Source organism: Actinoplanes solisilvae (assembly GCF_003999975.1).
Taxonomy (GTDB): domain Bacteria; phylum Actinomycetota; class Actinomycetes; order Mycobacteriales; family Micromonosporaceae; genus Actinoplanes; species Actinoplanes solisilvae.
Genome location: NZ_RJAC01000032.1, coordinates 68498 through 80084 on the forward strand (window position 1 = coordinate 68498; position 11587 = coordinate 80084).

Annotated in this window: 10 protein-coding genes; 7 read left to right on the plus strand and 3 right to left on the minus strand. The window is 69.1% G+C overall.

What is annotated here, in order from left to right; translation table 11 throughout:
- Positions 1-33 precede the first annotated feature (33 nt).
- Entirely contained in the window at positions 34-1296 is a 1263-nt protein-coding gene (locus tag EER30_RS41715; RefSeq protein ID WP_127507553.1) for an ABC transporter substrate-binding protein, read from the minus strand.
- 180 nt (positions 1297-1476) lie between these two features.
- Here EER30_RS41715 and EER30_RS41720 point away from each other — a divergent pair, with 180 nt between their 5' ends.
- On the plus strand, positions 1477-2496 hold the full coding sequence (locus EER30_RS41720; RefSeq protein ID WP_127507555.1) for a LacI family DNA-binding transcriptional regulator: 1020 nt from the start codon (positions 1477-1479) through the stop codon (positions 2494-2496).
- Positions 2497-2544: 48 nt separating this feature from the next.
- On the opposite strand, the gene EER30_RS41725 is transcribed toward EER30_RS41720, so the two are convergent.
- Positions 2545-3486 (minus strand): carboxypeptidase-like regulatory domain-containing protein, encoded by a 942-nt coding sequence (locus EER30_RS41725; protein ID WP_127507557.1) that lies wholly within the window; start codon positions 3484-3486, stop codon positions 2545-2547.
- Positions 3487-3658: 172 nt separating this feature from the next.
- Between EER30_RS41725 and EER30_RS41730 the strand changes: the two genes are divergently transcribed.
- Positions 3659-4738, plus strand: a complete 1080-nt coding sequence (locus EER30_RS41730) for a helix-turn-helix domain-containing protein (RefSeq protein WP_127507559.1) — start codon at positions 3659-3661, stop codon at positions 4736-4738.
- Positions 4735-5268 (plus strand): PIN domain-containing protein, encoded by a 534-nt coding sequence (locus EER30_RS41735; protein WP_127507561.1) that lies wholly within the window; start codon positions 4735-4737, stop codon positions 5266-5268. Before EER30_RS41730 ends, EER30_RS41735 begins: the two co-directional genes overlap by 4 nt.
- A gap of 47 nt (positions 5269-5315) precedes the next feature.
- On the opposite strand, the gene EER30_RS41740 is transcribed toward EER30_RS41735, so the two are convergent.
- Positions 5316-7244: a Xaa-Pro dipeptidyl-peptidase gene (locus EER30_RS41740; RefSeq protein WP_127507563.1), complete on the minus strand. Its 1929-nt coding sequence runs from the start codon at positions 7242-7244 to the stop codon at positions 5316-5318.
- 274 nt (positions 7245-7518) lie between these two features.
- Here EER30_RS41740 and EER30_RS41745 point away from each other — a divergent pair, with 274 nt between their 5' ends.
- The 4 genes from EER30_RS41745 (at position 7519) to EER30_RS41760 (ending at position 11052) form a co-directional block, all read left to right on the plus strand.
- Positions 7519-7941 (plus strand): hypothetical protein, encoded by a 423-nt coding sequence (locus EER30_RS41745; protein WP_127507565.1) that lies wholly within the window; start codon positions 7519-7521, stop codon positions 7939-7941.
- Positions 7942-8078: 137 nt separating this feature from the next.
- Positions 8079-9089, plus strand: coding sequence for a tripartite tricarboxylate transporter substrate-binding protein (locus EER30_RS41750; protein WP_205650648.1), 1011 nt, complete (start codon positions 8079-8081; stop codon positions 9087-9089).
- On the plus strand, positions 9090-9545 hold the full coding sequence (locus EER30_RS41755) for a tripartite tricarboxylate transporter TctB family protein (RefSeq protein WP_127507567.1): 456 nt from the start codon (positions 9090-9092) through the stop codon (positions 9543-9545). It abuts the gene before it with no gap.
- Position 9546: 1 nt separating this feature from the next.
- Entirely contained in the window at positions 9547-11052 is a 1506-nt protein-coding gene (locus EER30_RS41760; protein ID WP_127507569.1) for a tripartite tricarboxylate transporter permease, read from the plus strand.
- Positions 11053-11587: the final 535 nt, after the last annotated feature.

Here is an 11587-nt window from a genome sequence, read left to right on the forward strand (position 1 = left end):
CGCATCGGGGGGACTGCGCCGGCCGCCACGCTCTTACTGCCGGCTCAGCATCTGGTTCATCTTGGCCACGGCGTCGTCGAGCGCCTTCCTGCTCGTGACGTCGCCCTTGACCGCGAGGGCGATCTGCTGGTCCAGCAGGATCTGCATGTCCGAGTTGACCTCGTACGGGATGAGGACCTTGGCTTCTTTGAGCTCGTCGAACGCGAGCGCGCGGGCCTTGCCGCCGGGCGTGCCGTCGTCCTTGCTGAAGTAGCCGTCGGAGGCGGAGGACACCGTCGACGGGAAGATGTTCACCAGGTGGCCGAATTTGTTCTGGTTGTCGGCGTTGGTGATCCACTCGGCGAACGCCCTGGCCGTGGCCGGGTGCTTGCTCTTGGCCGACACGCTGACGCCCTGAACGTAGAGCGGCGGCGTGTCGAGCGCCTTGTTCACGGCGATCCGGCCCTTGAGGCTCGGGTTGTCGCGCTCGAAGTCGGCCAGGCCGGTCGCGCCGCCGGTCGTCCACGCGACCTTGCCCTGCGTGAACAGCTTCGAGTTGCCCTGATAGTCACTGTTGAGCACGCTCGGCGGCATGAAGCCCTTCGCGTACGCGTCCCGGTACTGGTCGACCAGCGCGGCGGCCTGGTCGGTGTTGAAGACGAACTGCTTGCCGTCGTCGCTGAGGATCTTGATGCCGCCCCGGACGAAGTCGGTCACGTCGGGCTTGCGGCTCATCAGGTAGCCGTCCGGGCACTTGCCCTTCAGGGTCGCGGCCTGGGCGAACAGCTCCTGAGTGGTGGCCGGTGGCTTGGCCGCGTCGAGCCCGCATTCCTTGAACTGCTTGGCGTTCCAGTAGTTCAGGTCGGTGTTGAGATACCACGGGTAGCCGTAGACGCCGTCGAGACCGGTGAACTTGTACGCGTCGATCGACCCCTGCACGTACGTCTTGCTCAGGTCGCCGTTCTTGCTGACGTCGGCGAGCAGGTCCTGGCGGGCGAGCGGCAGGGCCATGTCGGGCGGAAGGTTGACGACGTCGGGCAACGTGTTCGACGAGGCCTGCGCCAGCACCTTCTCGGCGTAGCCGTCGCCCGGCTGGTCGAGCAGCTTGACGCTCGTACCCGGGTATTTCGCCTGGAAGCCGGCGATGACCTCGTTGAGGTAGCCGGTGAACTTGGGGGTCAGGGCCCAGGTCTGCAAAGTGATCTCGCCGGTGATGTCGTCGCTCTTCGCTTCGTCGCCCGAACCGCCTCCGCAGGCGGCGGTGACGCCGAGCGTGAGTGCCGCGACGGCGGCGATGGTCGCGTGTCTGATTCGCATGGTCAGCTCCTCCAGCCCATAGGCCGGCATCGACGGCGGTGCGCGGGGGCCGCGCCGCTGGAAACGTCGGCGAAACATCATCGTGGGGAGCTAAAGCGCTATAGTCAATGCCCAGCTTTCTTTTTCTTTTCTTGCTGTGGTGGGGTACTAAAACGCTATAGAAGAGGTAGGGTGCGCGCTGTGAGCAACCGGCCGACCATCGCCGACATCGCCAAGCGCGTGGGGGTGTCGCCGGGTGCCGTCTCGTTCGCCCTCAACGGCCGCCCCGGCGTCAGCGAGCAGACCCGCGCCCGCATCCTCGAGGTGGCGCGCGACATGAACTGGCGTCCGCACCGGGCGGCCCGCGCCCTCGGCGGCGCCCAGGCCGGGGTGGTCGGTCTCGTGCTCGCCCGCGACCCGCGCACGCTGGGCTCCGAGCAGTTCTACACCCAGATCCTGTACGGCATGCAGGACGTGCTCTCGGCCCGCTCGTCCGCGGTGCAGATGCAACTCGTGCGCGACACGGCGGCCGAGATCGACCTCTACCGCCTGTGGGCCTCCGAGCATCGCGTCGACGGCGTGGTGCTGGTCGACCTGCAGCTCGACGACCCGCGCATCGAAGTCGTCCGCTCGCTGGGGCTGCCAGCGGTGACCTTGGGGCAGCCCGGTGAGCCCGGCCTGTTGCCCAGCGTGTGGGCCGACGACGCCGAGGCCATGACGACGATCGTCGACTACCTGGCCGCCCTCGACCACCGGCGCATCGCCCATGTGGCCGGGCCGCCGATCTATCAGCACGTGGCCCGTCGCGCCGCCGCCCTGCACGAGCAGGCCCTGGTCCGTGGTTTGCGGGCCGGCGAATCGGTGGGCACCGACTTCAGCGACGCCCAGGGCGCGGCCGCCACCCGGGCGCTGCTGTCACGGGCTGACCGGCCGACCGCCATCGTCTACGACAGCGACCTGATGGCGGCCGCGGGTCTGGCCGTCGCACTCGAGATGGGCATCGAGGTGCCGCGCGCGCTGTCGGTCGTCTCGTTCGACGACTCGGTGCTGACCCGCATCGTCCACCCGGCGCTGACGTGCCTGTCCCGGGACACGTACGCCCTGGGGGCTCAGGTGGCCAGTGCTCTGCTGCAGGCGATCGCCGATCCGTCGTCGCGCGAGGCGATCCAGACCGAGACGCCTCGGCTGGTGGTGCGCGGCAGCACGGCTCGGCCCCTTTGACGCACGAAACGCCCTCCCAACCGGGAGGGCGTTTCGGGTGCTACCGAATCAGGGAAGCAGTGTGTCGTTGATCGTGGTCACGGTGCCGACGGCGAGGGTGAAGCTGGCCGCCTCGTCGTAGGAGGCCTTCTGGTAGGCCCACTGGACCCGGCCGTCCGCGGTGTAGAACGCGACCTTGATCGTCCACGGGCTCAGCTTGTCGAAGCGGTAGTTGCCGTCCGCGTCGGTCGTGGTGCTGAACTGGAACGCGGTGTCGGTCGAGACCTCCACGGTCGCCCCCGCCACCGGGGCCCCGTTCGCGTCGACGAGCCGGCCGGTCAGCGATGGGGCGACCAGAAGCTTGTCGTCGACGTGCACGGTGCCGCCCGACGTGACCGGGTAGCGCCCGGCCTCGGACTGCACGGCCGTGCTCGGCGCGTACTGCTGGAAGCGCCCGTCGACGAAGCTGACCACATAGTCGGCGCCCGGCGCGACGCGCAGCTCGTACTGCCCGGTGCTCGACGTCGTGGTCGTCCAATTGCTGGCGGTGCTGTAGTCGTCCGCGGAGACCCGCACGTCCGCGGCGGCCGAACCGTCGGCCGCGAGCAGCCGGCCCGTGATGATGCCCGGCGCCGAGACGACGCTGCCGACATTCGTGGTGCGCCCGGACCGGACCGCGTACTTCGCCGCGGTGCTGTACTCACGCTGCCCCGGAGCCCACTCCGACCAGCCGCCGAGGCCGATCTGCACCTGGTAGGTCCCGCGCTCGATGCCGGCGGCCTTCCACTGCCCCGCGCTGTCGGTGGTGACCTGCGCGACCGGGTCGATACGGTCGATCGGGTAGACGCTGATCGAAGCGTTCGCCACGACCGCCCCCTTGGTGTCCCGGACGCTCCCCGCGAGCGTCCCGACCCCCGTCGAAGCCTGAGCGGTTCCCGCGACGGCGAGAACCCCGGCCCCGGCCAGCCCCACGGCCAGCATTGATCTGACGACGACCTTGAAAACCTTCACCCCGTTGTCCCTTTCGGATAGTTGTTGCGCCTCAAAACCTAATGACCGCAACACTTCCCGCCCACCATCGAAGATCGCGATGGCACGAACCCGGTAGGCATGATCAATCTGTAACCGCGTCCGGCCGGCGGTTCGGTGGTCGCGCCTCGTGGGAGTGTGCGATTATCGCACCATGGCAGCTCAGCAGGAGTGGGTGAGCATCGGTCGCCGGGTGCGCGCGGCGCGGCTCGCGGCGCGGCTCTCGCAGGACGACCTCGGCCGTCGGCTCGGCCTCGACCGCACGATGATCGCCAAGATCGAGGCGGGGACGCGGCGGTTGGACGCGGTCGAACTCGTGCGACTCGGCGACTGCCTCGGCCTCTCGCTCGACCACTTCCTCCGCGAACGCCCGGCGGTGTTGTCGCGGCGCTCCGGGCTGCTGGAGGAGGAGGCGACCGACGCGGGCCGCGGATCGTTCCAGATCGAGGCGGCTCTGGTGAGCTGGCTTCACGACGCGCGGCAACTGCGCGCGCTCGGCCTGCTCGAGCCGCAGCCGATCCTTACCTATCCAGAGACGGTCGACTCGGAGGCAGCGGCGGTCAAAGCGGCAGGTTGGGTCCGCGAGCGTTCCCGCCTCGGCCGCGAGCCGGTCGAAACGCTGGTTAAGGCCTGCCAGGACGCGGGGCTTCTCGTGGCCGTGACCGACCTGCCGGGTGACGGCGCCTCGGTCCGCGACGGCGACCTCGCGGTAGCCGTGGTGAGCAGGCAGGGCGACCCGGGCCGCCGTCGCGCGACCGCCGCCCACGAACTCGGCCACCTGGTGCTCGGCGACGAATACTCGAGCGACCTGGGCGTTCACGCTTCCCGCGCGGGCCGCGAGGCTGTCGTCGACGCGTTCGCGGCGGAGTTCCTTCTGCCGTCGGAGGTGATCGCCGCCGCGGACTTCAGCCGCGACACCCTCGTACGGCTGGCGTCGACATACCGTACGTCGTGGTCGCTGGCAGTCCGCCAGGCAGTTCGGGCCGGCGCTCTGCGGCGCGGTGACGCACAGTCCTGGCTGCCGCTGACACCGACGCGGTCCGAACTGCTCGACGCCACCGGCTGGACCCCCCAACCAGACCTGGAGTGGATCCGCGTCCCGCCGGCCTTCGCCCACGCGGTCCTCGAAGCCCGCAGCCGGCATCTGATAACGACAGACCGGGCGGTCGAGCTGATGCGAGGCCAGATCGGAGAAGAGGACCTCCCCGCACTCGACGAAGACATCGCACCGTGACCAGCACGCACCTCGTCTTCGACGCCACCAGCCTCAGCTACTTCGCCCGTGCCGATCGGCTCGACGTCCTCGGAGATCTCCTCGCGGGCATGGAGACCATCGTGCCCCACGTCGTCCGGGAAGAAATCCGCGATGGCCTGGCCGATCACCCTGCTCTTGCTCATGTCCTCGACGTCGAATGGCGTCGGGTCGAGCCGCTTGACACTCTCGATCGGATACGCCGCTTCACGGTATGGACCGCCCGGGTGGGCGCTGGAACCCGGAACCTGGGTGAGGCGAGCGTTCTCGCTATAGCGGAAGAACTCCATGCGGTCGCCGTGATCGACGATCGCGACGCGACGCGGGTCGGTCGGGCGTTCGGGATCGATGTGCACGGCACGCTCTGGCTTCTTGCCGGAGCGTGCCGTGAGGGGAAGCTGACCGAGGTCGGCGCCGGCAAGATCGTTGACGCCCTGGCGGCCGAGGGCATGCGTCTGCCCTGCAAGGGTGCCGGCTTTCCGCGGTTCGCCAAGGCGCACGGGCTTTTGTGACAGGCCTGGGGCACGCACCGCGACGGTGCGTCCCCAGGGGGCGTGCGTCAGGGGAGCAGGGGCTGGAACTCGCGCGGCGCGAGTTTGGCTGCCGGGGCGGGGGCCGTCATCACTGCCGGGGCGGTGGTGGACGGGGTCGGCAGGGCGCCGGCCAGGGGCAGCGTCAGCGAGCTGGCGCGCAGGTCCAGGTCGATGGTGGCGCCGGTTGACTGGGGGGTCGAATACTCGTTGTCGCTGGCCTGCAGGATCAACCCGAGCACGTGGCCGGCCGGGAGGCGCTGGTCGGTGGCCTGCATCGGGACGGTCACCGTGTACCAGCGGTCGGGGCGCAGCGGGGTCACGAAGCGCAGCGACACGCGGTGGGCCGCGTCCTGCCAGCCGCGGGTGAGGATCGCGTGGTCGGCGGTCACGACGTTCTCGGTGGTGTCGCGGTAGCAGGCGTCGTCGATCGCGGTCGAGGCTCCCCAGCACGACTCCGTGGTCAGAGTGGTGATGCCCTCGCCGCGCGAGTCGTAGTTGACGCGCGTCGCGGTGCCGTAGTCGACCAGCCGGGCGGTGAGCTCGGTCGTCGGCTTGTCGACCCGCACGCGCAGCGTCACCGTCGGGGTGCCCGAGATGCGTACGCCCCTGGTCAGCGGCGCGGACAGGAACGCGACCCGTCCGGGCACCGCGGTCGACGGGCTCGCCACAGCGGCGGCCTCGCTCAGACCGGGGGCGTCGGTCCACATGCGCGTCCCGCTGCCGGGTCGGCCACCCAGCGTGCCCGTCGTCCCGTCGCCGTTGCCGAGCGCCACCTTCGTCGGTCGCGCGTGGTGAGCGGGCCAGGTGCGCTCGTTCACCCATGTGCCCGGCGCGGTCTCGATCGTCACGGCCGGCTCGCGGTCGATGCCGTTGCGCAGGCCCTGCAGCCACCGGTCGAACCACTGGTGCAGCGTGTCGACCCATTCCCCGCGCCGGATGTCGAACGGGTCGACGTGTCCCTGCTGATAGAGCCACATCTTCTTGGGTACGTCGAGTCGGCTCCACCACTGCGCGAACTGCGTGGTAGTCACGTTGGTGTCGTTGATGCCGTGCGCGATGAGCACGCTGGCGTGCACCTTGCGGGCGTCCTTGCGATAGTCGCGCTCGGCCCAGTAGGCGTTGTAGTTGCCCGTCGCGTCGTCGCTACCGGCGTCGAGCTGCTCGACGGTAGCCGCGCAGGCCGCCGCCGGGCGACCGTTGACGACCCGGTGCAGATACTCGGGGTAGTCCTCGGACCGCAACACTCCGTTGTAGCGCTGGTAGTCGTACCAGCTCGAGATCGCCGAGATCGGCACGATCGTCTCGAGCCCTTCGACACCGGTCGCCGCGACCCCGTTGGCCACCGACCCGTCCCACGACTTCCCGATCATGCCGGTCCGGCCGTTGGTCCAGCGCGTCGCTACCGCGGGGGTGCCATCCGCGTACGTGGCCTTGGCGCGCCCGTTGAGCCAATCGACCACGGCTTTCGCGCTGAGCACCTCTTCGCGGCCGCCGACGTCCATGCACCCGGTCGACCGGTTGGTGCCGGCCAGGTCGGCGGCGACGAAGGCGTACCCGCGGGGCACGAAGTAGTTGTCGTAGAAGAGCGGCTGCTTGGTGATGGTGCCCGTGGCGTCGTACTGCTTGAGCTCGCTCTCGTTGCCGCGCCCGCAGCACGAGTAGTAGGGCGACGCCTCCAGGATGACCGGGATCTTGAGCCTGCGCTCGGCCGCCTCCCGGGGTCGTACGACATCGACAGCGACCCTGTCGGGCGCGCCGTCCTGATCGTTGTCCAGCGTCGTCTGCACCCAGACGCTCTCGCGGACGGCGTTCTCGTAGGAGTAGACCGGCACGGTCTCGCCGCCCCGGACATGCGGAATTCCGGCGGCCGCGGCCGGTACGGCGCAGAAGGTCAGCCCGATGGCGACCCCCGCGACGACCGCCGCCACACCCTTGCCCATTCGTGACCCAGACATCGACGAATCGTAAAACATCAATGAGTCGGGAGGGTGGCGAAAGGAGGCGGTGTGCGGTGCGGCGGCGGGCGAGGGTGGGGCCCGGCGCTGGTGGAGTGTGTGGTGCCGAGCGGCGTGGCGCGAAGTGCTGAGTGGCGGTGGTGGAGCGGGCGGTGGTGGCGGGTGGGGCATGGGTGAGGGTGGTCGGTGCGGCTTCGGGCGGTTCGGGGGAGAGGGCTTGCGGGGCTGACCGTAAGCTTCGCGGGCCGATCAAGATGATCATCTGAGGGATACCGTGAGCGACACACTCAAGCAGCACATCGAGAACGTTCTGGAAGACAACTTCGCCGTCATGAACGGGACGCGGCGACGCACGGAGGAGCTGGAGAGCCAGGGCCACCGCATCGTGACCGGCGGGCCGGTGGGCGAGGACGGCTGGGACATCATCGACTGGCGTACCAACGAGATCCTCGCGGCCGGCGACGGCGGGCTCGACGAGTACGAGGCGGCCGGCAAGCGGCTCGACCCCGAGAACAATTGGGTCCACCGCGACGCGATCCTCGAGGAGGAGGACGACAGCCGCGTGCAGACCGACGGCCTGCCCGAGGGCCTCGCGGCCGCGGTCGAGGACTGGGTGCTCGACGGCGACCCCGAGGAGATCGCCGAATACATCGGCTGGCCGGTCGGCAAGGTCGAGGAGTACCAGGCCGAGGCCTGACGACGTGGGGGTGGGCCGGGGCGAGCGGCCCACCCCGAACGGTAGCGGTTCGGCGACAGTCTGGACGATCGCTCTGGTGCCATCCCTTCCCGGCCAATACGGTCATCGATAAATCTTGATGGAAGGGAGGTCAGGACATGAGTACGAGCAGCACGCCGCGGATGATCGCGGCGCTGGCGGCCGTTTCTCTCATCGCTGCCTGTGCGAACGACGGCGGCGGTGGCGAGGACGGCGACGCTGCGGGATACCCGGACCAGAACATCACCTTCATCGTCCCCTTCAGTGCCGGTGGCCCGACGGACACGGTCACCCGCATGATCGCCGAACCGATGGCCAAGGCGCTCGGCGGCAAGATCGTCGTCCAGAACGTCGAGGGCGCGGGCGGCACGGTCGCGGCCGGCCAGGTGGCCCGGGCCAAGCCCGACGGCTACACCGTTCTCATGCACCACATCGGCATGTCGACAGCGCCCGCCCTCTACAAGGACCTCGGCTTCAAACCGCTCGACGACTTCGCGACGGTCGGGCTGGTCACCGAGGTTCCGATGACCGTCGTCGCCCGCAAGGACTTCCCCGCTGCCACGTTCAGCGACCTCACGACGTACGTGAAAGCCAATGCGGGCAAGGTGACCCTGGCCAATGCCGGGATCGGCGCCGCGTCGCACCTGTGCGGGCTGCTGTTCCAGTCGGCCGCGGGCGTCAAACTGCAGGAAGTGCCGTATCAGGGCACCGGGCCGGCGTTGACCGATCTGGTCGGCGGCCAGGTCGACTTCATGTGCGACCAGACGACGAACACCACCGGTCAGATCTCGGCCGGCAAGGTGAAGGCGTACGCGGTGACCACGCCGGAACGGGTGAAGAGCCTGCCCGACGTGCCGACCACGACCGAGGCCGGGATGCCGCAGTTGCAGGTCAGTGTGTGGCACGGCCTCTACGTTCCGGCCGGCACACCGCCCGAGGTCGTCACGAAGCTGTCGGGCGCGCTCAAGACGGCGCTGGCCGATCAGGCGGTCGTCGATCAGATGGCCAAGCTCGGCACCGCGCCGGTCACCGCGGCCGACGCGACGCCCGAGGCGCACAAGGCGCATCTCGAGGAGCAGATAACCACCTGGGGCAAGGTCATCGCCGACGCGGGCGTCAAGGCCTCGTAGATGCGGCCACGACGGTCCTTCCCGGACGTGCTGGCCGGGGGAATATTCGTCGTGGTCGGTGGCGCGTTCGTGGTGGGGTCCCTCGGTTACGACCGGGGGACCGCACTGCGGATGGGTCCCGGCTACTTCCCGCTGGTGGTCGGGGCGATCGTCGTCGCGCTCGGCCTGGCCGTCGTCGTCAAGGGCCTGATCGCCGGCGAGCAGATCCCGTTCCACGCCGTGCCCTGGCGGGCGGTCGCCCTGATCACGCTGGCCGTCGCGTTCTTCGGGTTCTTCATCGGACGCCTCGGCTTCGTGCCCACCGCTGCGGTGACCGCGCTGCTCACCACGCTGGCCAGCCGACGCGTACGGCTGCTGCCCGCTCTTGCCGTGACGGCCGGGCTCACGGTGGCCGCCACGCTCATCTTCATCGTCGGCCTCCAGGTGCGGCTCCCGCTGTGGGGACCGGGGTTCTGACATGGACCTCCTCGACAACCTGGTGCTGGGCTTCTCGACCGCGTTCCTGCTGCAGAACGTCCTCTACTGCTTCGTCGGCGTGCTGCTCGGCACGGCCGTCGGCGTGCTGCCCGGGATCGGCCCGACGGCCACGGTCGCCATGCTGCTGCCCATCACGTTCAGCTTCGAGCCGGTCACCGCCCTGATCATGCTGGCCGGCATCTACTACGGCGCCCAGTACGGCGGTTCGACCACCGCGATTCTGATCAACCTGCCCGGCGAGTCGTCGGCCGCGGTCACCGCCCTCGACGGTCACGAGATGGCCCGCCAGGGTCGCGCCGGCCCCGCCCTGGCCGCCGCGGCGGTCGGCTCGTTCATCGCCGGCACGGTCGGCACGCTCATCCTCGCCCTGGCCGCCGCCCCGCTGGCCAGCGTCGCCCTCAAGTTCGGCCCCGCCGACTACTTCGCGCTCGTGCTCTTCGGCCTGATCGTGTCGATCGCCCTGGCCCGCGGCTCGACCCTCAAGGCCCTCGCCATGATCGCCCTAGGCGTTCTGCTCGGCACGGTCGGCCAGGACATCTACACGGGCACGCCCCGCTTCACGCTCGGCCAGCGCGAACTGTTCGGCGGCATCGACTTCGTGTCGGTAGCCGTAGGCATGTTCGGCATCGCCGAGATCCTGCGCAACCTCGAGAACGAGGGCGACCGCCCGTCCCTGCTCTCCCGCGTCGGCAGCCTCTGGCCCACCCGAGAGGACCGGCGCCGCATCGTCGGCCCGATCGCCCGCGGCACCGGAATCGGCGCCGCCCTCGGTGTCCTCCCCGGCGGCGGCCACGTCCTCGCCTCGTTCACTTCCTACGCCGTGGAGAAGCGCATTTCCAAGCGCCGTACGGAGTTCGGCCACGGCGCGATCGAGGGCGTAGCCGGCCCCGAGTCGGCCAACAACGCCGCCGCGCAGACGTCGTTCATCCCGCTGCTCACCCTGGGTCTGCCGGCCCACCCGGTCATGGCCCTGATGGTCGGCGCGTTCATCGTCCACGGCATCACCCCCGGCCCGAACGTGATGACCGAGGAACCCGCCCTCTTCTGGGGCCTCATCGCGTCCATGTGGATCGGCAACGTCCTGCTGGTTCTGCTGAACCTGCCCCTGATCGGCATCTGGGTGCGTCTGCTGCGCATCCCCTACCAGGTGCTCTTCCCGATGATCGTTCTGTTCGCCGTCATCGGCACCTATTCCTTGAGTTCCAATCCGTACGATGTCTACGCGATCGCGTTCTTCGGCCTCCTCGGTTACGTCCTGATCAAGTGCGGCTGCGAGCCTGCGCCTCTTCTGCTGGGCTTCGTGCTCGGGCCCTTGCTGGAGGAGAACTTGCGGCGGGCCCTCATCATCTCGCGCGGCGATCCGGTCGTCTTCCTCACCCGCCCGATCTCTCTTTCGTTCCTAGTCCTGACCGTGGCGGTGCTGGCGGTCGCCGTTCTCCCGTTCATACGTCGTCGCCGAGAGGAAGTGTTCACCGAGGAGGAGTGAAGACCCTGGGGCGCTGCCCCCAAACCACCGGGCTCAACCTTCGACCACGAGGCTTCCACAGGCCGCCCGCGTCGCGCGACCCCACATTATCCCCCCCACCAGGGGTCTCTCCCTCCCACCCGCCTTCCACCCGGGGTTTCAAGGTCTCCACCCGGAATGGCGCGAAGCGCCGAACCGCAACCGGCAAAGAATGTTCCCTTGACCCACCACTGAGCCCGGCCTGAGTGACCGACAGACGGCCTTGACCACAGCGCGGAAGCCGATCTACGTCCCGTCAGGTGACCGCCTGGCCCCCGCTGCACCCACCGGCCGGTGACCCATCCCCTGGCCACCCCGGCCTCCACCCGTCAACCGCAAGAAAGCAACCGGGTTTCAAGCCCCCCGACGACTAAGCGCCTGATCAGAAGTTCTGTACGTAACTCACTCGGGAAGAGGGACGTAGCGACGTAAAAACCTCGTCGTGGGTTCGGATCGAGTTACCACACACGACCGAAACCCCCGACGAGGTCACCGCCAGTATGCGCCCTGCGCACGT

Excerpts from the sequence above, each read along its gene's own strand:
- EER30_RS41715 (WP_127507553.1), bottom strand. The coding sequence starts at position 1,296 with ATGCGAATCAGACACGCGACCATCGCCGCCGTCGCGGCACTCACGCTC.
- EER30_RS41730 (WP_127507559.1), top strand. The coding sequence starts at position 3,659 with ATGGCAGCTCAGCAGGAGTGGGTGAGCATCGGTCGCCGGGTGCGCGCG.
- EER30_RS41740 (WP_127507563.1), bottom strand. The coding sequence starts at position 7,244 with ATGTCTGGGTCACGAATGGGCAAGGGTGTGGCGGCGGTCGTCGCGGGG.
- EER30_RS41750 (WP_205650648.1), top strand. The coding sequence starts at position 8,079 with ATGAGTACGAGCAGCACGCCGCGGATGATCGCGGCGCTGGCGGCCGTT.
- EER30_RS41755 (WP_127507567.1), top strand. The coding sequence starts at position 9,090 with ATGCGGCCACGACGGTCCTTCCCGGACGTGCTGGCCGGGGGAATATTC.
- EER30_RS41760 (WP_127507569.1), top strand. The coding sequence starts at position 9,547 with ATGGACCTCCTCGACAACCTGGTGCTGGGCTTCTCGACCGCGTTCCTG.